Origin of the sequence: Sphingobium ummariense RL-3 (genome assembly GCF_000447205.1) — a bacterium.
In the GTDB taxonomy this organism is placed as follows: domain Bacteria; phylum Pseudomonadota; class Alphaproteobacteria; order Sphingomonadales; family Sphingomonadaceae; genus Sphingobium; species Sphingobium ummariense.
In genome coordinates this window covers 18,888-42,932 of the sequence record NZ_AUWY01000100.1, presented here as the reverse complement: position 1 = coordinate 42,932, position 24,045 = coordinate 18,888, and the positions used below count along the sequence as shown (strand labels likewise).

Genomic DNA, 24,045 nt, shown 5'->3' with positions numbered 1-24,045 from the left:
CTGTCGAAGCCCGGCACTTTCTTCAAGAAGAATAGCCCTTCGACAAGCTCAGGGCGAACGGATTTTCGGAACTTTATGAACGACACCCTGACCCCCAAAGCCATCGTCACCGCGCTGGACGCGCACATCATCGGACAGAAGGACGCCAAGCGCGCCGTCGCCGTGGCGCTGCGTAACCGCTGGCGCCGCCAGCATGTGCCCGCCGAACTGCGGGACGAGATCACGCCGAAGAACATCCTGATGATCGGCCCCACGGGCTGCGGCAAGACGGAGATCAGCCGCCGCCTGGCAAAGCTGGCCGATGCCCCCTTCGTCAAGGTCGAAGCGACCAAGTTCACCGAGGTCGGCTATGTCGGCCGCGACGTCGAGCAGATCGCCCGCGACCTGGTCGAGGAAGCCGTGCGCCTGGAACGCGACCGCCGCCGCGAAGCCGTGCGCGAAGCCGCGTCGGAGGCAGCCATGGCCCGCCTGCTCGACGCCCTGACCGGCAAGGAAGCGAGCGAAGCCACTCGCCTGTCCTTCCGCCAGCGGATCGAGGGCAACCAGATGAACGAGGTCGAGGTCGAGGTGGAAGTCGCCGACAGCCCGTCGATGCCGATGGAGATTCCCGGCATGGGCGGCCAGGTCGGCATGATCAACCTGTCCGACATGATGTCGAAGGCCTTCGGCCAGCAGCAGAAGAAACGCCGCAAGATGCGCGTAGCCGACGCCTGGGACAAGCTGGTCGAGGAAGAGCAGGACAAGCGGCTGGATCAGGACGACGTCGCCCGTGTGGCGCTCGCCAGCGCGGAGCAGAACGGCATCGTCTTCCTCGACGAGGTCGACAAGATCGCCGTCAGCGACGTGCGCGGTGGCTCGGTCAGCCGCGAGGGCGTGCAACGCGACCTGCTGCCGCTGATCGAGGGGACGACGGTCGCGACCAAATATGGCCCGCTCAAGACCGACCATATCCTGTTCATCGCCTCGGGCGCGTTCCATGTGGCCAAGCCCAGCGACCTGCTGCCCGAGCTTCAGGGCCGCCTGCCGATCCGGGTGGAGCTGAAGGCGCTGACCGAAGACGATTTCGTCGCGATCCTCTCCGACACCAAGGCGAGCCTTGTGGCGCAGTACCGCGCGCTGCTGGCGACCGAGGAGGTGACCATCGACCTGACGCCCGACGGCATCCGCGCCATCGCCCGCATTGCCGCAGAGGTGAACAGCGAGGTCGAGAATATCGGCGCCCGCCGGCTCCAGACGGTGATGGAAAAGCTGCTGGAGGACGTCAGCTTCGACGCGGAGGATCGCAAGGGCGAGACGCTGGTGATCAACCAGGCCTATGTCGAGAAGCAGCTCAACGCCATCGCCCGCGACACCGACCTCAGCAAATACGTGCTGTAGCTGACCTTGCCGTCATCTCCGCGCGGGCGGGGATGACGAAAGACAGGCGAACCCCTCTCCCCTTCGCGGCGCAAGCCGTGCAAGCTGCCGTCCATGTCGATTCGACCGGGAGGGCAAGAAAATATGATCCGTACAACGGCATGGCTGCTCGCTGGCTTCAGCATCGGGGCGAGCATTGCAGCGCAGGCCCAGCAGCTTCCGCAGCCGCCGGTCGCCGCGAAGAAGCCGCATGAGGTGAAGGCCCCTTTCGGCGCGGTGCGGCAGGATCCCTATTACTGGCTGCGCGACGACACGCGCAAGGATCCGGAGATGCTGGCCTATCTCAACGCCGAGAACGCCTATGCCGACGCGCTGCTGGCGCCCACCAAGCCGCTGCAGGACGCGCTCTACAATGAGATTGTCGGGCGGATAAAGCAGGACGACAGCTCCGTCCCCTACCGCAAGAAGGGTTATTGGTATTACAGCCGGTTCGAGACCGGCGCCGACTATCCGATCGTCGCCCGGCGCAAAGGAACAATGGACGCGCCCGAGCAGATCTTGCTCGACGAACCGAAAATGGCCGAGGGCAAGGGCTTCTTCGCGGTCAGCGCGCAGGATGTGAGTCCCAACGACACATTGCTCGCCTATGCAGAGGATACCGTCGGCCGGCGGCAGTACACGATCCGCGTCAAGGACATCGCCACCGGGGCGCTGAAGGCCGACGCCATACCCAATGCGGAGCCGGACTTCGCCTGGGCCGACGACAGCCGGACGATCTTCTATGTCGAGAAGGATCCGACGACCCTGCTGGGCAAGCGGGTCAAGGCGCATGTGTTGGGCACGCCGCTTTCCGCCGACAGGATGGTCTATGAGGAGAAGGACGACACCTTCTATATGAGCCTCAAGAAGACCACCTCGGGCCAGTATATCTGCATCGTCCTTCAGTCGACGGTGAGCAACGAGGAGCGCTGCGCCCCGGCGGCCAAGCCGACGAGCTTCACCGTTCTTGCCCCCCGCGAGCGCGACTTCCTCTACAGCAGCGACCATGTCGGCGGGCAATGGACGATCCGCACCAACTGGCAGGCACCCAATTACCGGCTGATGATCGTATCGGACGCCGACGCCGCCAAGGGGCGGGCGGCATGGAAGGACATCGTGCCCACCAGCGCGGATGTGTTCATCGAGAATTTCCAGCCCTTCGACGGTTTCCTCGCGATCGAGGAGCGCTCGGGCGGCAACAAGCGGCTGCGCCTCCTCGCAAAGGGCGGCAAGAGCAGCTTCGTCGAGGCGGACGAGCCGGCCTATGCGATGACGCTGGACGTCAACAAGGAAAGCGGCACGCCCTGGGTCCGCTATACCTATGACTCATTGCGGACCCCCGAAACGACCTATGAGGTCAACGCCGCGACCGGCGAACGCAAGGTGCTGAAGGTCCAGCCCGTCACCGGCTACGACCCCGACAAATATGTGACCGAACGAATCTGGGCGCCCGCGCGCGACGGCACGAAGATCCCCGTGTCGCTGATCTACGCCAAGGGTTTCAGGAAGGACGGCACGGCGCCACTGTTCCAATATGCCTATGGCAGCTACGGCTATTCGTCCGATCCCTATTTCGCCCCTGCCTGGCCTAGCCTGCTCGACCGGGGTATGGTCTATGCCATCGCCCATATCCGCGGCGGGCAGGAAATGGGCCGCAAATGGTATGATGACGGCCATCTCGCCAAGAAGGTGAACAGTTTCACCGACTTCATCGACGTCACCCGCTTCCTGGTCGACCAGGGCTATACAAGGAAAGGGCGCGTCGCCGCCATGGGCGGCAGCGCCGGCGGCCTGCTGATGGGCGCGGTCGCGAACATGGCGCCGCAGGACTACAAGGTGATCGTCGCGCAGGTGCCCTTCGTCGACGTGGTGACGACCATGCTCGACCCCACGATCCCGCTCACCACCGGCGAATATGACGAATGGGGCAATCCCGAGCAGAAGCAGTGGTACGACATCATGCTGGCCTATTCGCCCTACGACAATGTCACGGCGAAGGATTATCCCAGCCTGTTCGTGGGCACCGGCCTGTGGGACAGCCAGGTGCAATATTATGAACCGACCAAATGGGTGGCGAAGCTGCGCGCGACCAAGACCGACAGCAACCCGCTGGTCTATCGCATCAACATGGAGGCCGGCCATGGCGGCAAGTCCGGCCGCTTCCGCCGCTATCGCGACCAGGCGGAATATATGGCCTTCGCGCTCGACCAACTGGGCGTGAAATAAGTTGGTGCGGCGCTGGACGCCGCCCGATCTCTCAGTCGATCACCCATTGCGCGGAAGGAATCCCCTGCGCGTAGAGCAGCACCGACAGGTCGCCATGCATGATTTCCGCATCGGCGGCCGCCCGTGTCTTCGGCTTGGCGTGATAAGCGACCCCCAGCCCGGCGCCTTCGATCATGGGAATATCGTTGGCGCCGTCGCCGACCGCCAGGGTCAGCGCCCGGTCCACGCCGCCCGCGATCATGGCCTCCAGCTCGGCCCGCTTGCGGGCTGCATCGACGATCGGCACGGTAACGGTGCCGAGCAGCGCGCCGTCCGCGATCTCCAGCACATTGGCGACGGCCCGCTCGAAACCGATCTCCTCCGCCACAGGGCCGGTAAAGCGGGTGAATCCGCCCGACACCAGCAGCGTCGCCGCGCTGCGCGCGCGCATCGTCTGAACCAGCGCCTTGGCGCCCGGCATGATCCGCACCCGCTCCTCGCGGCACAGGTCGATCTTGGCGTCCGGCAGTCCCTTCAGCAGCGCGACCCGCTCGTGCAGCGCGCCTGCGAAGTCCAGTTCGCCCCGCATGGCCCGCTCGGTGATCTCCGCGATCTGCGGTTTGATCCCGGCATAATCGGCCAGCTCGTCGATGCATTCGACGGTAATCATGGTCGAATCCATGTCGGCGATCAGCAGCCGCTTCTCGCGGGTAGCGACGGGCTGGACGATCACGTCCACACCCTCCCCTAGACCCGCCAAAGCGATGCGCGCGGTGGCCGGGTCGCTGTCGAAGAGGATGTCCGCCGCCTTGCCTTCGTCCAGCCACGCGGTACCGCCGGGCGCGCAGCCTGCATCTCTCAGCCGGTCGGCGGCCTCCGCAATATCCCCCTGCCGCAGGGCTTCGCTTGCCACTAAGGTCGCGACGAACATGGACACTCCCGAACAAGAAGCAGGCGATTCCCGCCCGCGCGTGGCGCTTATTGCCGGGCCGACCGCCAGCGGCAAGAGCGCGCTTGCCGTCGCGCTGGCGCAGGCGGCGAACGGCACCGTCATCAATGCCGACGCGAGCCAGGTCTATGCGGACCTTGCCATCCTCTCCGCCCGTCCGACGGCGGCGGAGATGGCAGGGGTGCCGCACCGGCTGTTCGGGCATATCGACGGCGCGGAGGCCTGCACCGCCGCCCGCTGGGCCACCGAAGCCCGGGCGGAGATCGACCAGGCCCATGGAGAAGGCCGCCTGCCGGTGCTGGTCGGCGGCACGGGCCTTTACCTGCGCACCCTGCTCGACGGCATCGCGCCCGTGCCGGACATCGACCCGGACATTCGCGCGGCGGTGCGCGCCATGCCCGTGGCGGAGGCGCATGCCGCCCTGTCGCGTGAGGATCCGCCGGCTGCGGGTCGCCTCGCGCCGGCCGACAGCACGCGCGTCGCCCGCGCGCTGGAGGTGGTCCGATCAACCGGCAGGCCGCTTTCCGAATGGCAGCGGCAGAGGATCGGCGGCATCGGCGACCGCATCCTCCTTTCCCCCCTCATCCTCCTGCCGGCGCGCGACTGGCTGGTGCGGCGGTGCGACCTGCGCTTCGAGGCGATGGTCGAAGGCGGTGCGATTGCGGAGGTCGAGGCCCTGCTCGACCGCCGCCTGTCGCCCGACCTTCCCGTCATGCGGGCCATCGGCGTGCCGGAAATCGCGGCCTGGCTGGCCGGTGAAATCGACCGCGAGATGATGCTGGAACGAGGCCGGATCGCCACGCGGCAATATGCCAAACGCCAATATACCTGGTTTTCGCACCAGCCCCCCGCCTCATGGCCCAGAGAGGCGAGAAATATTGATGACAGCATTGCTACCAATCTGATAAGAAAGTTACAATCGTAGCTATTGACTAGTCATTTTATGTCGAATAGTGGCGTGCGCCTTGCCATCGCCGGGCGGCTGGCGCAAAGCACGCCCCCTGCACGCAAAGGAAGGATTGCATCGTGGCCGAAAAGAGCGGCGCGGACATTTTGGTCGAATGCCTGGTCGATCTGGGAGTCGAAGTCGTGTTCGGCTATCCGGGCGGCGCGGTGCTGCCGATCTACGACGCGCTCTACAACCATCCCACGATCAAGCATGTGCTGGTCCGCCACGAACAGGGCGCGACCCACATGGCGGAAGGCTATGCCCGTTCCACCGGCAAGCCCGGCGTCGTGCTCGTCACCTCCGGCCCCGGCGCGACCAATGCCGTCACCGGCATCACCGACGCGCTGATGGATTCGATCCCGATGGTCGTCATCACCGGCCAGGTTCCCACGCACCTGATCGGCACCGACGCCTTCCAGGAAGCGGACACGGTCGGCATCACCCGCCACTGTTCCAAGCACAACTATCTGGTGAAGGATCCGGGCAAGCTGGCGGCCGTCGTCCATGAGGCGTTCCAGATCGCCACGACCGGCCGACCCGGCCCCGTCGTCGTCGACATTCCCAAGAACGTCCAGATCGCGACCGCGCCCTATCGCAGGCCCGAGCCGAAGCAGCACCCCAGCTATCGCCCGCAGGTCAAGGCGGATGCGTCGGCCATCGACACGGCGGTGGAGATGCTGGCTGCGTCGGAGCGCCCGATCTTTTACACCGGCGGCGGCGTCATCAATTCCGGCCCGGAAGCCTCGCGCCTGCTGCGCGAGCTGGCGGCGCTGACCGGTGCGCCCGTCACTTCCACGCTGATGGGCCTGGGCGCCTTCCCCGCCTCCTCGCCGCAATGGCTGGGCATGCTGGGCATGCATGGCACCTTCGAGGCGAACTGGGCGATGAACCAGGCGGACCTGATCCTCTGCATCGGCGCCCGGTTCGACGACCGCGTCACCGGCCGCCCCGACGCCTTCAGCCCGAACAGCCGCAAGATCCACATCGACATCGACCGCAGTTCGATCAACAAGATCATCAATGTCGACCTGCCGATCGTCGCTGACGTCGAAAGCGCGCTGGCCGACATGCTCGCGCTGTGGAAGCAGCGCGACCACAAGCGCGCTGACCTTGCCGAATGGTGGGCGCGGATCGACGGCTGGCGCGCGCGCGGCAGCCTGGACTATGCAGAAAACGGCACGGAGATCATGCCCCAGCGGGCCATTGCGGACCTCTACAAGGGCACCCGCAGCGCGAAGGACGTCATCATCACCACCGAGGTCGGTCAGCACCAGATGTGGGCAGCCCAGCATTTCGGCTTCGACGAGCCGAACAAGTGGCTGACCTCCGGTGGCCTCGGCACCATGGGCTACGGCTTCCCGGCAGCGATCGGCGCCCAGCTCGGCAATCCGGACAGCCTGGTCATCTGCGTCGCGGGCGATGCCTCGATCCAGATGAATATCCAGGAAATGGGCACGGCCAGCCAGTATCGCCTGCCCGTCAAGGTCTTCATCCTCAACAATGAATATATGGGCATGGTCCGCCAATGGCAGGAACTGACCTATGAAAGCCGCTATTCCAACAGCTATTCGGACAGCCTGCCCGATTTCGTGAAGCTGGCCGAAGCCTATGGCTGGACCGGCATCCGCATCGAAGGGCCGCAGGAGCTGGAGAGCGGCATCCGCCAGATGATCGATACGCCCGGCCCGGTGATCGTCGATTGCCGCGTGGCGAAGCTTTCCAACTGCTTCCCGATGATCCCTTCGGGCGCGGCGCATACGGAAATGCTGCTCGATCCGAGCCAGGTCGCCGGCGTCATGTCCGACGAGGCGAAGGCGCTGGTGTGAGGTCTGGAGCGTGACCGGGCATCTGAAGGTCCGCATCCGCGTGACCGAACCCTGGGATTTCGAGCGATTGGCCGGCAGCGCGGAGCTGACGGGGTGGACGGTCGACCATGCCGACCGCGACAATGAGGAATGGGAAGTGCATCTGGACCACGGCTTCGAGCATCATGAGCGCCATGTAGGCCGCCTGCTCGCCGGCCCGCGCTATGTGGGCGAGCATCTGTCGCGCATGTTCGACGCGGTGACCGGTTTCCCGGTACGCCTTGCCTACCGCCAGGACGGCGCATGGCATTATGCCTTCACGGGCATGATCGCCCAGCGCCACGACGACGACGACCATCAGGACGAAACGGCCCAGTGATGCATATCCAGGAAGAACTGAGCGAGCGGCACGTCCTGTCGCTCACCGTGTCGAACGAGGCGGGGATGCTGGCGCGCATCGCGGGCCTCTTCACCGCGCGCGGCTATAATATCGACAGCCTGACGGTGGCGGACATCACGCCCGACCACGGCGTCAGCCGCATCACCATCGTGACCAGCGGTCCGCCCAAGGTGATCGACCAGATCATCGCCCAGCTCGACCGGCTGGTATCGGTGCACAAGGTCGTGGATCTGGCCGAGGCTGGCCCCTTCGTCGAGCGTGAACTGGCGCTGGTCAAGGTCGCGGGATCGGGCGAGCACCGGATCGAGGCGCTGCGCCTGGCCGATGTGTTCCGCGCCAAGGTGGTCGATACCACGATCGAAAGCTTCATCTTCGAGATCACCGGCACGACCGAGAAGATCGACAATTTCGTGAACCTGATGCGCCAGGTCGGACTGGTGGAGGTCGGCCGCACCGGCGTCGTAGGCCTGATCCGGGGCAAGGGCCCGGTATAACGAGACCTTTCCCTCGCTCCGCAGGAGGGAGGGAAGCAAGACCTGGCAGCCTGCTGCCTGGTCGCAGCTGGGAGAGGGGGTAATGCTCGGGATCCGGGCGCGCGGTGCTTCGAACCGCTTTCACCCCCTCCAACTTCATCTGGGCCCGGCGGCGCCAGGCCAGGATTTCATATCCTCCCCCTTTTCCGGGGAAGGCAAATTTTGGACGGGAAGAGACGAACATGAAAGTCTATTACGATCGCGACGCGGACATCGGCCTGATCAAGGGCAAGAAGGTCGCCATCCTGGGCTATGGCAGCCAGGGTCACGCCCATGCGCAGAACCTGCGCGACAGCGGCGTCGCCGAAGTGGCGATCGCCCTTCGCCCCGGCTCGGCCAGCGCCAAGAAGGCGGAGGGCGCCGGCTTCAAGGTGCTCGCCAATGCCGAAGCGGCCAAGTGGGCCGACGTGCTGATGATCCTCGCCCCTGACGAGCATCAGGCCGCGATCTACGAGAACGACATCAAGGGCAATCTGCGCCCCGGCGCCGCACTCGCCTTCGCCCACGGCCTCAACGTCCATTTCGGCCTGATCGAGGCGCCGGCCGACGTCGACGTCATCATGATCGCGCCGAAGGGGCCCGGTCACACCGTCCGTTCCGAATATCAGCGCGGCGGCGGCGTTCCCTGCCTGATCGCGGTGGCGCAGGACGCGACCGGCAATGCGCACGACATCGCCCTGTCCTACGCCTCGGGCGTCGGCGGCGGCCGCTCGGGCATAATCGAGACCAATTTCAAGGAAGAGTGCGAAACCGACCTGTTCGGCGAGCAGGCCGTGCTGTGCGGCGGCACCACCGCGCTGGTCCAGGCTGGCTTCGAGACTCTGGTCGAGGCCGGCTATGCCCCTGAAATGGCCTATTTCGAGTGCCTGCACGAGCTGAAGCTGATCGTCGACCTGATGTATGAGGGCGGTATCGCCACCATGCGCTATTCAATCAGCAACACCGCCGAATATGGCGATATCAAGACCGGTCCGCGCATCATCACCGAAGAAACGAAGAAGGAAATGAAGCGCGTGCTGGCCGACATCCAGTCGGGTCGTTTCGTCAAGGACTTCATTCTCGACAACCGCGCCGGCCAGCCGGAGCTCAAGGCCGCCCGCAAGCTGGCCGAGGCCCATCCGATCGAGCAGACCGGTGCGAAGCTGCGCGCCATGATGCCCTGGATCGGCGCCAACAAGCTGGTGGACAAGGACAAGAACTAAGCCGCCAACATCCCCTTCCCTCACGGGGAGGGGCTTGTTCGGCCCGGGCGCGAGAGGGAGCTTCATCGCGCAAAGTCGGAACGGTCCGTTTCCCGTTTCGCCTCTGGAACTTGTTTCGGGCGTCGCCTATCCTGGTGGCGCCCGATGCTTTTTGCGGAGAACGATCCCATGCGCAAGTTCCTCATCCCCGCCGCCGCCCTCGTCGCCCTTGCCGGCGGCACTGTCGTCCTGGCCCAGATGCCCTCCCCTCCGGGCAGCAAGGACATGGCCAAGGTCACGGGCGGCACCTATGCCGTCGATCCCGGCCACACCCAGATCGTCTTCGCCTATGACCATATGGGCTTCAGCAACAACCTCGGCGTCATCGCCGAAGCGACCGGCTCGCTGACGCTGGACAAGGCCAATCCGGCGGCGTCGAAGGTCAGCATCGACGTGCCGATCGCCAACCTGCGCACCGGCGTCGCCAAGCTCGACGAACATCTGATGAAGCCCGACTTCTTCGACGTCACGAAGTTCGCCAAGGCGACCTTCGTGTCGACAGGGGTGAAGCCCGATGGCGCAACCGGTGCGGAAATCACCGGCAACCTGACGATCAAGGGCATCACCAAGCCTGTGACGCTGGACGCGGAATTCTACGGTGCCGGCGTGCAGCCGATGAACAAGAAAGAAAATGTCGGCTTCATCGCGACCAGCACGATCAAGCGCAGCGACTTCGGGCTCGGCTATGGCGTGCCGATGGTCGGGGACACCGTGGAACTGAAAATCATCGCCGCCTTCGAAAAGTAAGGCACCGAAATGATGTTCCGTCGGTCAAGGGCGCTGGCACTCCTGGGAGTGCTGGCGTCCGTGCCTGCCTCGTTCGCCGCGCAGGCCGCCCCCCTCTCCGCCGCCCGCTTCCAGCCGGGCCATTATGCGGTCGATACCGTGCAGACCCGGGTCCATTTCCAGGCGAAGTCGCTGTTCGGCGCCTATAGGGGCGACTTCGTCGAGCCGATGGGTGCCGTCGCGATCGACCCGCAGCGAGGGGATCACGCGGCGATCGACATCCGCTTCCCGATCGGCAAGCTGACGACCGGCGACGCCTCGACCGATTCCATGCTGAAGGGCTCCAGCTTCTTCGACATGGATCATTATCCGGAGGTGCGGTTCGTGGCGAGCGACACGGCGATCGGTAATGGCGACACGCTGCGGATTGACGGCAAACTCACGATGCACGGCCAGACCCGACCGATCGCCATTGCCGCGCGCCTGGCCGGCATCAGCCCCGATCCGGCAACGGGGCGCCCGCGCCTTCACTTCACGGGTCAGGCGAATGTGCGCCGGAGTCAGTTCGGCATGGGGTTCGGCCGGCCCTTCGTCTCCAACCGCGTCTATCTCGATATCGACGCGACCTTCACGCAGGACTGATCCCACGCGACCGGACAGGGCGGACCGTCAGCGCGACTTGGCAGGATTCCAGGTCGTTACAGTCCGCCCCGTCATGGCCCGCAGCACGCCCTGAAGCGTAGCCGCATAGGCGATCAGCACGTCCACCAGCGCGGCAAAGGGTCCACCACGGCTGCGCAGGCCCAGCCAGACGACGGCAACCACCGCGAGCCCGCCCGCCATGTAGAGCATCGGCGAGATCCGCATCGCCAGCGTACCGGCCGCCACAGCGCCCACCAGGATGAAAATCCCACCGAACCAGCGCACGATCTTGCGGGACGTATATTTGAAGCGATCGAGCGCGCGCATCTTGCGCAGCTGCGGCGACAGATAGCGGTGCGTATGCCAGGATCGGGCGGCGATCCGCACCTTGCGGCGATATTCGTCCTTGCGGGCGGTCACCAGCCTTTCGCGGGCAATCGCATCCTTCGCCTTGACCAGTCGGCGACCAGCGAAGACCACCGCCATCGACACGGTCAGGTCGTCGAGCACGCTGTCGGGGAAATCGGGATAGAGCGCGCGCCGGATCGAGAAGATCGAGCCGTCCGCCCCCTGCACGTTGCCGGTGCGCGACTCCTCATCCTTCAGCCGCTCCTCGATCCGCCAGTAAAGCGACCCGACCGAGGCGGTGGCACTCTCCCCCTCGCCCACATAATGCAGCGATCCCAGCACGCCCCCGACCTGCGGATCGGCGTAGCGCGCCAGCAGCCTGCCGATGGCATCCTCGTCCAGCAGCACATTGGCATCAGTGAAGATCAGCACCTCGCCGGTCGCTCGCGCGGCGAGTTGCTTCATCCCATGCGCCTTGCCGCTGCGCCCCGGCCCGCGCAGCAGGGTGACGAGGTCGCCCTTCGCCTCGATCAGCGCAGCCGTTTCGTCCGACGATCCGTCGTCAAAAGCCAGGATTTCCAGGCTTGGATAACGCGCCTTCAGCATCGCCAGGTTGGCTAGCTTTTCCGGCATCGCCGCCGCCTCGTTATAGGCGCAGAAAAGCAGCGATGCGCTGGGCGTTGGCCCCGCCGCCGGCTGTTCCGGCCGCGTCGGCAGCATGCGCAGGATGAGCGGATAGAAAAGAAACGGCCAGGCGACGGCCACGAGGCAGGCAAGCAGTACCGCGCCCAGGATCAGGTTCGTCGCCATGCTCAATAGGCCTTGTGATGGACGAGCACGCCCAGGGTCGCGACGATGATCCGCAGGTCGCGCCAGATCGACCAGTCGCTGACATATTCGAGGTCCGACTGGAGCCTGTCGATCAGGTCCTGATGATGGTCGGTCGACCCACGATGCCCGCGCACCTGGGCGAGACCGGTCATGCCTGGCTTGATGCAATGGCGCTCCCAATAGCGGGCGTCGACTTCCCAGTAGAGGCTGTCACCTGCCTTGGCCGCGGCGGCGTGGGGACGGGGGCCGACGATGCTCATGTCGCCCTTCAGTACGTTGAAGAGCTGCGGCAGTTCGTCGATGCTGGTCTTGCGCAGGAACCGGCCGATTGGCGTCACCCGGTCGTCGTCGCGGGTGGTCAGCTTGTCGGCCTTTCGGTCGCTTGCCTCCGCGCGCATCGACCGGAACTTGTAGATGTTGAAGGGCCGGGCATCCTTGCCGATGCGGGGCTGGCGGAAGAGGATCGGGCCGGGACTGGTCAGCTTCACCGCCAGCGCGGCCGCCAGCAGCACGGGGAACAGCAGGATCGTTGCCACCGCCGCGACGGCGAAATCGAACAGCCGCTTGATGATCCGGTCGCGGAACTGGAGAGGGCCGCCGGCGACAACGATGGTCGGCTGGCCTGCGAACGCGTCGATCCGCGCCGGGGCGAAGCGCAGCAGCTCCGGCACCACGATTTCGCCGCGTGCCGATAGCGACTTGAGCGCGATCGACCAGTCGTCCATCCGCTCCAGCGGGCAGGCGACGATCACGCGCTCCGCTAGACCGACCACAGCCGCCAGCCGCGCCGCCATCTCGGCGTCGTGTCGCTCCGGACGCAGGTTCGCCGCCTCGGCAGGGATGACCAGCATGTGCGGACCGGTGTCGATCGCGACGCCGTCCATGATGACGGCGGTGAGGTGCGGCACCTCCCCCAGCAGCCGCTCGGACAGACGCGACACGGCGATCCGCACCAGCGCCACCGCAACGGCGCCCAGCACCAGTCCGGTGACGAAGGTCAGTCGCGACAGCTGCTCGGCGATCTTGCCCAGATAGACGATCAGCAGCATCAGCAGCGCCGCCTGCGCCAGAGCCAGCAACGCGCGGAAGACGCCCCGCCGGACATTCTCCAGCACATGGATGCCATAGGCACCGCCCTGGATGCCGAGGATGGCGTAAAGCGGCGCGATCATGGCGAACATGACGAGCCCGTGCGGCTTGCCCGGCTCGCCCCATAATGCACCCAACACGAACAGGTTGGCGAGCAGGAAGGCGACGAAGAGCCCCGCCATGTCCCCCGCCAGGCACAGCAGATAGAGCCGCAGCCGCACGATTTCCTTGGAGACTGTCACTGGCGCGCCCTGCTTGTCCTCATGTGCCCCGTTGGCACCGGCGGATGCGGGTTGCAAGGGGAAGCATTTTCCACACGCCCCGCGAAGGGGCCTCACGCCCCGAACAACCGCCCCAGCGCCTTGTCCAGCATCAGCAGCTGCCAGAGCAGCCGGCCATGGTCGGCCACGCCCGCCTTGTGGTCCGCCGCCGCCTTCGCCAGCGCCCGCGTGTCGAACCAACCTGTCTTCGCCAGCGCGGAGCCGCCCGCGATCGCCGTCGCCTCGCCGGCAAGGGCACCGCGGAACCAGGCGCTGATCGGCGTCACGAAACCCATCTTCGGGCGATAGAGGATGTCCTGCGGCAGATAGGGCTCCATCGCCTTCTTCAGCAGATATTTGCCGCTGTTCCCGCGAATGCGCTGCGCCACCGGCAGGCGGGCGGCGAATTCGACGAGGCGATGGTCCAGCAGCGGCTCGCGCGCCTCCAGGCTGACGGCCATGCTCATCCGGTCGGTCTTGGTCAGGATATCGCCGGGCAACCAGATACGGATGTCCGCATATTGGGCGCGGTCGAGCGGATCGCGCGCGGGCGCGTCCGCCATCGCCTTCACATAGCGATCCTCAGCGCGATAGGCGCCCAGGCGGCTCTTCATCTCTTGGCTGAACAGCCGCTGGCGCAGCGCATGCGGCGTCACCCCGACGGACGCGGCATAAGCGTCCCCGCCCTCCCCCGCCAGTTCGAGGAAGGTGGATTTGGCGCGCAGCGGGCGCGGCGCCCAGTCCGCCTTGGGATAATAGCGTCCCAGCGTGCCGAACAGCGGCTGGCGCACCGAGGCGGGGATGAGCGCCCGGAAGCGCTCGCCCTGCATCTGGAAGCGGTGGCGGCGATAGCCTGCAAAGGCCTCGTCCGCGCCGTCGCCGGAAAGCGCCACCGTCACCTGCTCGCGCGCCAGTTCGCACACCCGAAAGGTCGGCAGGGCTGAAGCGTCGGCGAAAGGTTCGTCGAAGTGGAGAGCGAGGCGGTCAATCAATCCATAATCGTCGGGCGACACGATCCGCGTCCGATGGTCGGTCGCGAAGCGGCGGGCGACGCGGTCGGCATAGGCGGTCTCGTCCAGGCTGGCGACGTCGAAACCGATGGTGCAGGTATTGACCGCCTTGCTCGACGCCTCGGCCATCAGCGCAACAACGCTGGAGCTGTCCACGCCGCCCGAGAGGAAGGCGCCCAGCGGCACGTCCGCCACCATGCGGGAACGCACCGCCTGCCGCATCAGCGCGACCAGCTCCTCCTCCAGCGCCTCGGGCTTCGCCTTCGAACGGTCGGCGAAGCTCACGTCCCAGTAACGCTGCGGCGTGGGCAGCGGGCGGCCGCGCACCAGACGGAGCGTCTCGCCCGCCCCCAGCTTGCGCACGCCGGCCACCAGGCAGGCGTCGTCGGGGACATAGCCATAGGCCATATAGTCCTCCACCGCGCTCAGGTCCGGCGCTCGCCGCAGCAGTGGGTGGGCGAGCAGCGCCTTCAGTTCCGACCCGAAGATCAGGCTGCCGTCGGAAAGAAGCGCATAATGAAGCGGCTTCACGCCCAGCCGGTCGCGCACCATCCACAGGGCCTGCGCCCGCGCGTCGAACAGGGCGAATGCGAACATGCCGTTGAAGCGGTGCACGCACTCCTCGCCCCATTGGCGGTAGCCGTGCAGGATGACCTCGGTGTCGCTGTGGGTGCGGAACACATGCCCCTTGGCCTCCAGCTCCGCGCGCACCTCGGCGAAATTGTAGATCTCGCCGTTGAACACGACCGCCAGGCTCTCGTCCTCGGTCAGCATCGGCTGGGCGCCGCCGCCCAGGTCGATGATGGACAGGCGCAGATGGCCCAGACCCACGCCCGGCGCGGTCCAGATGCCGCTGCCGTCCGGCCCGCGATGGGGCATGACGTCCAGCATCCCGCGCACCCGCGCCGGATCAACGGGCTTGGCCGTTTCGAGGTGGAAGATGCCCGCTATGCCGCACATATCGGCCCCCCTCTAGCGGATGCCGATGCCGCGGTCAGCCAAATCCTTCACTGGGCCGAGGTCGCCAAGGAAGGCGCGGATTGCCGGATCGGCCGGGCGGCCGTCCCCATCCTCCGCCGACACCAGGATCGCGATCGCGCGCTGGTCGCGCCCCAGCAGCCGGGCCAGCATCGTCTCCACCTTGACGCGCGACTTGCTGCCGGTGGGATCGTTGGCGCCAATCCGGTAATAGCTGACCACATGCCGCACCACCGGTCCGGGGGCGGTAATCTGTTCGCCCCTGGCATTGGCCGGCGCCGGCGCCGGCGAGGACCAGACCCACTGGCTGTCGGGATCGGCGGCCCCTTGCGCGTAACCGACGATCTCGCGCTTCTCCTCCTGCCGGTCATAGGCGGCGATGGCAACATCGACGACATGCCCCGCTGCGTCCGCATAGCGCCCCATGACGAAATGATCCGCCCCGTCGAACCGCGGCTTCCACGGATAGGATTGGGGCATCGCGGTGCGCGACCAGCCCTGAACGCGCGGCAGGTCGATCCTGTCGGGCAGCGGATGCCCCGTCGCCGCACTTGCCGCCAGCCAGAGCGGAGCGGCGACGATCAGCGCAAGGGCGATACCCGCCATCCGTCCTGCATGTCCCCCGGCCGCCACCGCGCCCTGCAGCGCCCGCGGATCGAACCAGGGATCGCCGGGCTTGCGGTCGAAGAAGGGCCAGGCGGTCGCCATCACCACGATCATGATGATGGCGAAGAACACCCAGCCATAGACGACATGGTCGAACCCCACCGCCGCATCCACCGTGGTCAGGTGCGCGACCAGGATGGTGGCGAAGGCGCGCACGCCGTTGGCCAGCACCGACAGGGTCAGCGCGCCGGTCATGAACAGGATCCGGCGTGGCCAGCTCTTGAAACAGACGTTGCAGACCAGCGTGCCATAGGCCGTCATCGCGATCAGGAACTTCGCGCCCGAGCAGGCCTCCGCCACCTCGAAATAGCCGGTCGGCGTGGTGATGAAGATGCCTTCCATGTGCGCGGGCACGCCCGACAGGCCGAGGAACAGCATGGACAGGCGCGCCGTCACCAGCTGCAGCGGCGGCACGAGTTCCTCGCCGAAGGGCACCATGAAGAAGGCGTAGAACAGCGGGAAGGTCAGCGCACGCGCAACCGCCGGTCCCAGCAGCGCGATCACGGCGCCCTGCAGCATCACGATCAGCGCGCCATGCCGCACGACGGCCACGCCCGCCGCCTCGCCAAGCATCCAGGCAAGCGCGCCGAGACCCAGCCACAGCAGCCCCGGCGTCCATGTCTGCGGCTGCAGCTGGCGCAGGCCCGGCAGGCGCTGCTGCACCAGCCAGGCGATCAGGAAGGGAATGAACAGGCAATGGCCGAAGGTGGACGCGTTCCACCAGATCGACACCATGCTGCGGACATCGGCGAAGAACAGCGTCAGCACGGCCATGGCGATGATGGCCAGCGCCGTCAGATGCCCGCGCCAGCCGGTGAAGTCGAGCCGCGGCGCCTGCGCCAGCGGAAGCGCTCCCTCGCTCATCCCATGCATCCCCGCATGGTGCGGCGGCCCAGCACCAGGTCAGGCAGTCGGTCCAGCGTCGCCGCCCAGCGATAGCGCTGCTCGACCCGCCCCCGCGCAGCGGCACCCAGGCGGGCGGCGCGATCCGGATCGGCGAGCAGCGCCAGGATCGCCTCCGCCTCTGCCCCCGGATCGGCGGCGATCGACAGGTGCTCGTCGTCCGTCGCGTCGATGCCCTCGGCCGCCTGCGGCGAGGCGACGATGGGACGGCCCATCGCCATCGCCTCCAGCACCTTGTTCTGGATACCGCGCGCGATCCGCAGCGGCGCGACGACGACGTCCGCCGCCGCCAGCCAGCCGCGCACGTCCGGCACGCCCCCGGTCACGATCACGCCCGGCAGCGCGGCGAGCGCCTGCACCGCCCTTACGGGATTGCGCCCGACAATGGCGAAGCGCGTATCGGCCCGGGCAGCGCGGATCGCCGGCAGCGTCTCGCGCGCAAAGCTTTCCACGGCCTCGACATTGGGACGATAGTCCATCTGCCCGGTGAAGACGAGCAAAGGCCCTTCCCCCTGCTCTACCGGTGCAAAATCCGCCACCGGATCGAAATAGTCGGTCGCCACGCCATTCTCGATCGCGATCGCGCGCCCAGGGCCTAGTCCGGTCGCGGCGCGAAACAGCGCCGCCTCCGCTTCGCTCACGAAGCTGCACAGCGTCGCCCGCTCCGCGACGGCGCGCTCGAAATCGAACAGCTTGCGGCCCTCGCGCCGGTTGACCCAGGCCATCGGGCCGGACCCTTCCGCGCCATAGGCGGCATATTTGGCCGAATCGAAATCGACGAAATCCATAAAGAAATGCGTTGCCATCGGCAGCGTGGGGACGAAATGCGCCATCTGCGCCGAATAGGCGAAGACCGCGCGGATCGGCCTTTGCGCCAGCGTTCTGGCGACCCATTGGTGCAGACCGGGATGATCGAACAGCGTGACCAGCAGCGGCTGGCCCTTCGCCAGCCCGCGCACGCCCGCCGCGATCCGGGAGCGATCCCGCCGCAGCACGCACTGGCTGGCAGCGACTCCCTCCATTTCCATGGCGAAATCCATGTCGCGCGCGTCATCGGCGAAGCATCCGACATGGACCGGCGCAACCTCCGCGAGCCGGCGCAGCAGGTGGTGCGACCGGATCTTGTCGCCCCGATCCGGTGGAAAGGGAACGCGATGGCACAGGAACAGGACTTCCCCCGTCACCCCAGGCCCCGGGCGATGAACGGGCCGATCAGGTTGGCGACGGGCAGCGGCAGCTTCTTCCACAGGTCGATGCGGCGCTGATATTTGTCGCTGCGCGGGTCGATGTCGCGCGCTTTCCCGTCCGGGGACCAGGTGTGATAGAGCAGCGGACGCGGCTCGAAGCCGAAGCTCTTCTTCCACGCCGCCTGGCCGCTGTCGCGCTTGGAACGGCCGAAATCGAAGCTATGCATGCCCTTCGCCCGCGCATGGCCCATCAGGCGGTAGTACATAAGCTCGTTGGAGCGCAGCCGGCGGGCATCATGGATGCCTCCGCCCCAATAGGGCATCGCCGTCCCACCATGATAGAGGGTAAGCACCGCCGAGACGGGACGATCGCCGTCATAGGCGACCATGATGTCCGCCTGATCGCCGAAGCGGTCCAGCATCTCGCGGAACAGGCGCGCGGGAAAGACCGGGGTGCCCAGATTGCGAACGCTGGTCGCATAGACGCGATAATGGTCGCGCACCAGCTTGCTGCCGCGTCCCGTCTCTACCCTCAAGGACGGGTTGGCGAGCGCCTTGCGCAGTTCCGCTCGGTGCTTGCGCGGCACGGCAAGCAACTCGGCATCGTCATCCGCCGCCAGCGGCCGGACGAAGCCAAGATGTTCGCTATAGGCCTGCCACCCCTCCCCGGGCGAAGGGCCGCCGTGCAGCTCGATCGACAGGTCGCCCATATTGCGCGCGAACGCCTGCCCGGCGGCCGCCAGCGGCGCGACGGTCGCCGGATCGTCGGCCAGGATGCCGCCATCGACCGCGAAGGCCGATGACACCAGCGCCTGGCCGAACAGCATGCTCTTCACATGGTGCAGAGGCAGCAGTCCCCTGATCTGCCCGGAAGGGCCGACGGCCGCCAACATGTGCGCATGGTTGCCGGTGGCCCGTTCCACCCCCAGCATCCAGGCCGGGCGGTGGAAGGGCGTGCCCGCCGCCTGCGCCATTACGAAGGCGTCAGCGGCTTCCGCCTGTGCCCCGTCGTGCAGGTCCAGCATGGTGATCGCCAGATCGGCGCGATTGCCCGCCATCATGCCACGCGCTCCCGTTCCTGCGCCGCAACCGCGTCGACTCGAGTCCAGGCAAAGTCCCGGACCAGCCGCCGCAGCTTTCCCGCCATGACGGAGAGATTGGTATAGTGCCGAACCCGCGAGCGCAGCGGGGCGTCGGCCACGCGCGGCTGGTCCGGGTCGATCTCCCAGGGGTGGAAGTAGATGATCGCTGGGTGCTGCGCCTCGCCATTCACCTGCCGGATCGCCCAGCGAGAAAAGGCGTAGGGCAGCAGCCGGAAAAAGCCCCCGCCCCCCGCCGCCAGCGTCCGCCCGCCCAGCTTTGCAGTAGTGACCGGCAGCTCGACCAGGGGTGATCCCGCGATCGGCCTCCAGGCGAAGCGCGGCGATTCGGGCCAGCCATAATGGTCGTGCCGCACCGGGGCAACGCTGCTGGAATAGGCATAGCCCTCCTCCGCCAGGATCGGATGCGCCCAGGGCGTGCGCGCGTCGATGGAAAAGCTCGGCGCGCGATAACCGTTGACCTGCTGCCCGCTCGCATCCTCCAGGATGGCGCGCGCCTTGCGCAGGTCGGCGCGGAACTCCTCCGGCGTGAAGGTGAAGACGCGCGCATGGTCATAGCCATGGCTCGCCACTTCATGGCCGGCATCGGCGATCCGCCGCATCAGCGCCGGATAGCGCTCTGCGACCCATCCCAGGGTGAAGAAGGTGCCGGTGACGCCCGCCTCGGCGAACAGCGCCAGCACGGCGTCGGTGTTGCGTTCGACCCGGTGGGCCAGCCCGTCCCAATCGGCACGGCGGATCGTGCGCTCGAACGCGCCGACCTGGAACCAGTCCTCCACATCGACCGACAGGGCGTTTCGCATGTTGCTATCCCTGGCCGAGGCTTAGCCTCGCGGCAAGCCCGAGAGGGCGGCAAGCTCGGGCCGGTCACCCATGCGGTCGTCGCGTTCGATCCAGTCGACCAACAGGCTCAGCACCCGGCGCAGCGCCCGGTCCTGCTCCTCGGCGCGACTTTCGAGTCCGCCCAGGCGTTCCTCGATCAGCATGAAGCAATCCTTGAGCGCCTCGGGATCGATGGTGGAACCCAGCGCCGGGCTGGCCTGCATCGCGCGCAAGGACGCAATCTCGGCCCGCAGCTCGGCAATTTCTTCCAGCACGGCGACGGACGGGGTCTCGTACATATCTTCTTCCGCGGGAAGATAAGGTTCCTCGGCCGCGTGGACCGTTTCCGTTTCCGTTTCCGTTTCCGTTTCCGATTCCGGCAACGGCTCCTCCACTCTTTCCTCGGCCGCGGTGGCGACGGAGGCCGGCGCATCGAACGATCGCACCGGAGCGGGGGCGATGGGCTCGTCGAAGGTCTGCGACGATTCCGCCGCAACGGGCTCCTCGACGGTCGGCTCGGATACCGGCGCGGCAGGCTCCTCGAAAGCACGCATCGGGGCCGGAGTAACCGGTTCCTCGACGCTGTCGAGCGCGGAAGGCGCCTGCGGCTCGGGCATCGCGTCGATATCCAGCCCCATGTCGGTCACCACCGCATGCACGACATCGGCATCGATCACATGCAGCTGCTCGATCGCGCCAAGCAACAGCACGCGGCTCATCAGAGCGTTGACGCGACGCGGCACGCCGCCGGTCGCGGCATAGAGCGCGACATAGGCATCGGGCGTGAAGGCCGGATCGCCCTGCCAGCCGACCACCGACAGCCGGTGGACGATATAGGGCTCCAGCTCGCTTGGCATCATCGGATCGAGATGATGGGTCGCAATGACGCGCTGGCGCAGCTGCTCAAGCTGCGGCGACTTCATCAGGTCGCGGAACTCGGGCTGGCCGAGCAGGAAGATCTGCAGCAGCGACTGCCCGCCCAGCTGGAAGTTGGACAGCATCCGCAGTTCCTCGATCGCGGAGACGGGCAGGTTCTGCGCCTCGTCGACGATCAGCAGCGTGCGCCGGCCGGACCGCGCCTGGTCATGGAGATAGCCTTCGATCTGGCGCAGGATCTGCGCCTTGGGCTGGCCGTCGACGGCAAGGCCGAAGCTCTGCGCGGCGAGCCGCAGCATGTCGTCGCCCTCGACCTGGGTCGACACGATCTTGACGGCGGTCAGGCGCGCGGGGTCGATCGTCGCCATCAGATGCCCGACCAGCGTGGTCTTGCCCGCGCCGATGTCGCCGGTGATGACGATGAAGCCCTCGCCCTGCGCCAGGCCATAGCCCAGATAGGACAGCGCCTTGCGATGCGTCGCGCTCTCGAAATAGAAGTGCGGGTCCGGCGTCAGCTGGAACGGGCGGCCCGCAAATCCGTAGAACTGGTCATACATCTCTTCGTCTCCACCCGGCTCGAGCCTTCGCTGTAGCCCGGACTCCCTTAAAAGCTGTAACGCAGGCCGACCTGGCCCATCGCACTGATGATGGTGTCGAGGTCGTCGGCGTTGACCCCGTCCACACCGACCGACGCCGACGCTGACAGGCGACGGGTCAGGCCCTTGTAATAGCTGGTGAAAGCGCCGTAATTGGTCACGTCCGGACGGCCGCCGCTGGCATCGAAATGATTGAAGTAGAGGACGGTATCCAGGCTGTCGCGGTCGTTGAAAGCGTAGGTCAGCGAGGCATTGCCGTACCAGTTCTCGTCCCGCGAGCCGCGAATATAGACGGCCTCACCCGACGGTGTGATGAACTTGCGCTGCGAATAGCCCGCGCCCACGCCCCAGCCCCACGGCCCGCGCCGGGCCGAATATTGGGCTGCAACCCCGCGATAGCGGAAATTGGCATCGGTGATGCCCGCCAGCGCGTCGTTGAAGCACTGGCCGCCGCCGGTGACGGAGAAGGCACAGCCGGTGATGTCGCCGGTGAACGGGTTGCGCGCGATGTTCAGGCTGCTGCCCGACAGCGCCGCCACGTCGGATGTCAGCAGGCGTCCGAAGCTGTCTATGCCATCGAACACCATTACGCCGAAGCTGCTGTCATGGCCCTGCCACATGAAGCTGCCCTGATAGGTCATCGACCCATAGCGCTCGCCGACCCGCGCCTCGAGCGCGGTGCGGCGGCTCGGCCGCCACAGCACGCCCGCGTCCCAGATGATATCGTCGAACTCATAGACCAGCGCACGCGGCGAGCTCTTGTCGGTCACATAGCGGCCGTTGCGGATGACCGGCACGCCCTCCGCGTCGAGCACCGGCGATCGCTGGCTGATCTGGATGTCTTCGTAACCGATGCCGCCGACCAGCGCGACGCTACGCGACACGGGCAGGGTGGCGTCCACCCGGCCCCAGGCATCCTCGAACCGCTGGTCGAGCTGGCTGGCATCCTCACGGGCATAACCGCCGCTGGCGACCAAGCCGACTGGCAGGACCGTGCCCGGCCCGAAGCCGACCGATCCGGTGACGAGGTGCGACCAGCTGTCGGCGAACGAACCGGCGTTACGCGCTCCAGGGGCATCAGCGTCGATATCGTCCTCCAGCCGGGCATAGCCCAGGCGATAGGAGGCGTTGACGTCCAGGTCCCCGACCTTGGTCGTGTAGCTGGGGCCTATATAGCCGGCATAGGCCTGGCTGGTGTAGCTGTCGTTCAGCGTCGCGGCGCCGGACAGGCCGTCGGTGCGCACCCGCGTCGCGATGCCGCCCGCAGCGATCGACAGGCCTTTCGCGACATTGACGCGGGCGCTGGCGATACCGCTCAGCACGTCCTGGTCGGGCGCCTGGTTCCCCCAGCCGAAGCTATGGTTATATTCCGCGTCCACGACCGCCTCGACCCGGCGATTGTGCACTTCCGCAGTCAGGCCAGCGTTGACGTTGGTATAGGTCAGCACGTCGCCGCCGCCCTTCAATGGCCCCATGACCACCTGGTCGACGCCGATATAGGGCACGACGTCCAGGCGCTGGTCCTTTTCGGACGACTGGGCAAGGGCCGGTGCGGCCCCCGCCAGCCCCGCGGCCAGCGCCGTGCAGGAAATGAAAGCACGGATGGTCACGCCTGGTCCCCCTTGGCATAATAGCTGCCGAAGCGGCGGCTTCCGGCGGAGAATCGCACGCCGTTGAGCAGTAGCTGCACGGCGCCCGCCCCCTTCAACATGCCGGCTGCGTCACGCAGCGCGCTTTCGGCGGTGCGATCGGCGCGAACCACCAGCAACGCGATCGCGGCATGGCTGGCCAGAACGGCGGCAGCCGAAGCCGCCAGCAGCGGCGGCGAATCGAACAGGATGACCCGGTCGGGCCGCCCCTCGGTCAGCCGCCGCAGCACCGCATCGGTGCGCGCAGAGGCCAGATATTCGGTGTCGTTGTTGCTCCGCGTCCCCGCCGGCAGGATGGACAGCGACGGAATGTCGGTGCGCAGCACGCATTGCTCGATCGGCAGCGACGGGTCGGCAAGGGCGTCCATCAGGCCAGGACCGCTGGTCAGCCCCAGCGCCTGCGGGATGCCCGGCTTGCCGAAATCGGCGTCGACCAGCAGGATCTCGCGATCCTTCTCCGCAGCGAGGCTCAACGCCAGGTTGATCGCGCAGAAGGTCTTGCCCTCTCCGCTGTGCGCCGAACATATCAGGATGCGGTTGCCGCGCGGATGGCCGGCGAGTTGCGACAGCAGGTCGCGCTTCACCAGTCGGAATTCCTCGCTCATCGCCGTCACCGTCCCGCCGGGAAGCAGATAGCCGGCCTCGGCCAGCTTTTCCCGGTCGATCGGCTGCACCGGCCCGGTCCAGGCCGGAGCGCGGACATCGACGTCCCGCGCCATAGGCTCGGCCACCGGTTGCGGGATGGGTAATGCGTCGGCGGGCACCGATACGGGCGGGGCCGCACGGCCGCGCAGCGCGGCGGAAAAATCATAGACCTGGGTCGCCCGCTCGATCAGCGATCCCCGGCCGGACATGGAACTGTGCTTGTTCATCCTCAGTTCCTCC

At 66.6% G+C, this 24,045-nt stretch carries 20 protein-coding genes; 9 read left to right on the top strand and 11 right to left on the bottom strand.

The genetic code is table 11. The features are described 5' to 3' along the window. Positions 1–75: 75 nt before the first annotated feature. The gene (gene hslU / locus M529_RS38640) at positions 76–1,377 is read left to right on the top strand and encodes an ATP-dependent protease ATPase subunit HslU (protein ID WP_021318631.1); all 1,302 of its coding nucleotides are present in this window, start codon (positions 76–78) and stop codon (positions 1,375–1,377) included. 123 nt (positions 1,378–1,500) lie between these two features. Further along, positions 1,501–3,621 (top strand): S9 family peptidase, encoded by a 2,121-nt coding sequence (locus tag M529_RS38635; RefSeq protein ID WP_021318630.1) that lies wholly within the window; start codon positions 1,501–1,503, stop codon positions 3,619–3,621. Between the two features lie 31 nt (positions 3,622–3,652). Here the strand turns inward: M529_RS38635 and serB are convergent, their stop codons facing one another. Beyond that, entirely contained in the window at positions 3,653–4,531 is an 879-nt protein-coding gene (gene serB, locus M529_RS38630) for a phosphoserine phosphatase SerB (RefSeq protein WP_021318629.1), read from the bottom strand. Between serB and miaA the strand changes: the two genes are divergently transcribed. The 7 genes from miaA (at position 4,530) to M529_RS38595 (ending at position 10,845) form a co-directional block, all read left to right on the top strand. After that, complete coding sequence (gene miaA, locus M529_RS38625; protein ID WP_021318628.1) at positions 4,530–5,474, top strand: tRNA (adenosine(37)-N6)-dimethylallyltransferase MiaA; 945 nt, start codon at positions 4,530–4,532, stop codon at positions 5,472–5,474. The two genes, serB and miaA, sit on opposite strands and share 2 nt — an antisense overlap. Before the next feature lie 101 nt (positions 5,475–5,575). Then, positions 5,576–7,324 (top strand): acetolactate synthase 3 large subunit, encoded by a 1,749-nt coding sequence (locus M529_RS38620; protein ID WP_021318627.1) that lies wholly within the window; start codon positions 5,576–5,578, stop codon positions 7,322–7,324. 10 nt (positions 7,325–7,334) lie between these two features. Further along, a complete protein-coding gene (locus tag M529_RS38615; RefSeq protein ID WP_021318626.1) occupies positions 7,335–7,682 on the top strand; it encodes a hypothetical protein in 348 nt (115 codons plus the stop codon). Further along, positions 7,682–8,197 carry an acetolactate synthase small subunit gene (gene ilvN, locus M529_RS38610; protein ID WP_021318625.1) on the top strand — a complete coding sequence of 172 codons (516 nt, stop codon included), beginning with the start codon at positions 7,682–7,684 and terminating at the stop codon, positions 8,195–8,197. The genes M529_RS38615 and ilvN overlap by 1 nt, the downstream gene beginning before the upstream one ends. A 221-nt stretch (positions 8,198–8,418) precedes the next feature. Next, positions 8,419–9,438, top strand: a complete 1,020-nt coding sequence (ilvC, locus tag M529_RS38605; protein WP_021318624.1) for a ketol-acid reductoisomerase — start codon at positions 8,419–8,421, stop codon at positions 9,436–9,438. A 168-nt stretch (positions 9,439–9,606) separates the two neighbouring features. Beyond that, positions 9,607–10,224, top strand: a complete 618-nt coding sequence (locus M529_RS38600) for a YceI family protein (protein WP_031295102.1) — start codon at positions 9,607–9,609, stop codon at positions 10,222–10,224. A gap of 9 nt (positions 10,225–10,233) precedes the next feature. Beyond that, entirely contained in the window at positions 10,234–10,845 is a 612-nt protein-coding gene (locus tag M529_RS38595; RefSeq protein WP_021318622.1) for a YceI family protein, read from the top strand. Positions 10,846–10,872: 27 nt separating this feature from the next. On the opposite strand, the gene M529_RS38590 is transcribed toward M529_RS38595, so the two are convergent. From M529_RS38590 to M529_RS38545, 10 genes are all read right to left on the bottom strand, one after another. Continuing rightward, complete coding sequence (locus tag M529_RS38590; RefSeq protein WP_021318621.1) at positions 10,873–12,003, bottom strand: glycosyltransferase family 2 protein; 1,131 nt, start codon at positions 12,001–12,003, stop codon at positions 10,873–10,875. A 2-nt stretch (positions 12,004–12,005) separates the two neighbouring features. After that, positions 12,006–13,355: an exopolysaccharide biosynthesis polyprenyl glycosylphosphotransferase gene (locus M529_RS38585; RefSeq protein WP_031295101.1), complete on the bottom strand. Its 1,350-nt coding sequence runs from the start codon at positions 13,353–13,355 to the stop codon at positions 12,006–12,008. 92 nt (positions 13,356–13,447) lie between these two features. Further along, positions 13,448–15,343, bottom strand: coding sequence for an XrtA/PEP-CTERM system amidotransferase (locus tag M529_RS38580; protein WP_021318619.1), 1,896 nt, complete (start codon positions 15,341–15,343; stop codon positions 13,448–13,450). A 12-nt stretch (positions 15,344–15,355) separates the two neighbouring features. Continuing rightward, positions 15,356–16,891 (bottom strand): exosortase A, encoded by a 1,536-nt coding sequence (gene xrtA / locus M529_RS38575; protein ID WP_021318618.1) that lies wholly within the window; start codon positions 16,889–16,891, stop codon positions 15,356–15,358. Beyond that, positions 16,888–18,114 (bottom strand): TIGR03087 family PEP-CTERM/XrtA system glycosyltransferase, encoded by a 1,227-nt coding sequence (locus M529_RS38570; RefSeq protein ID WP_021318617.1) that lies wholly within the window; start codon positions 18,112–18,114, stop codon positions 16,888–16,890. Before M529_RS38570 ends, xrtA begins: the two co-directional genes overlap by 4 nt. Beyond that, on the bottom strand, positions 18,111–19,178 hold the full coding sequence (locus tag M529_RS38565; protein WP_021318616.1) for a FemAB family XrtA/PEP-CTERM system-associated protein: 1,068 nt from the start codon (positions 19,176–19,178) through the stop codon (positions 18,111–18,113). The genes M529_RS38570 and M529_RS38565 overlap by 4 nt, the downstream gene beginning before the upstream one ends. After that, positions 19,175–20,020 (bottom strand): XrtA system polysaccharide deacetylase, encoded by an 846-nt coding sequence (locus M529_RS38560; RefSeq protein WP_021318615.1) that lies wholly within the window; start codon positions 20,018–20,020, stop codon positions 19,175–19,177. The genes M529_RS38565 and M529_RS38560 overlap by 4 nt, the downstream gene beginning before the upstream one ends. A gap of 21 nt (positions 20,021–20,041) precedes the next feature. Beyond that, positions 20,042–21,472: an XrtA/PEP-CTERM system-associated ATPase gene (locus M529_RS38555; protein WP_021318614.1), complete on the bottom strand. Its 1,431-nt coding sequence runs from the start codon at positions 21,470–21,472 to the stop codon at positions 20,042–20,044. 47 nt (positions 21,473–21,519) lie between these two features. Beyond that, a complete protein-coding gene (locus tag M529_RS38550) occupies positions 21,520–23,121 on the bottom strand; it encodes a hypothetical protein (protein WP_021318613.1) in 1,602 nt (533 codons plus the stop codon). Further along, positions 23,118–24,032 carry an AAA family ATPase gene (locus M529_RS38545; protein ID WP_021318612.1) on the bottom strand — a complete coding sequence of 305 codons (915 nt, stop codon included), beginning with the start codon at positions 24,030–24,032 and terminating at the stop codon, positions 23,118–23,120. Before M529_RS38545 ends, M529_RS38550 begins: the two co-directional genes overlap by 4 nt. Between the last annotated feature and the right edge of the window lie 13 nt (positions 24,033–24,045).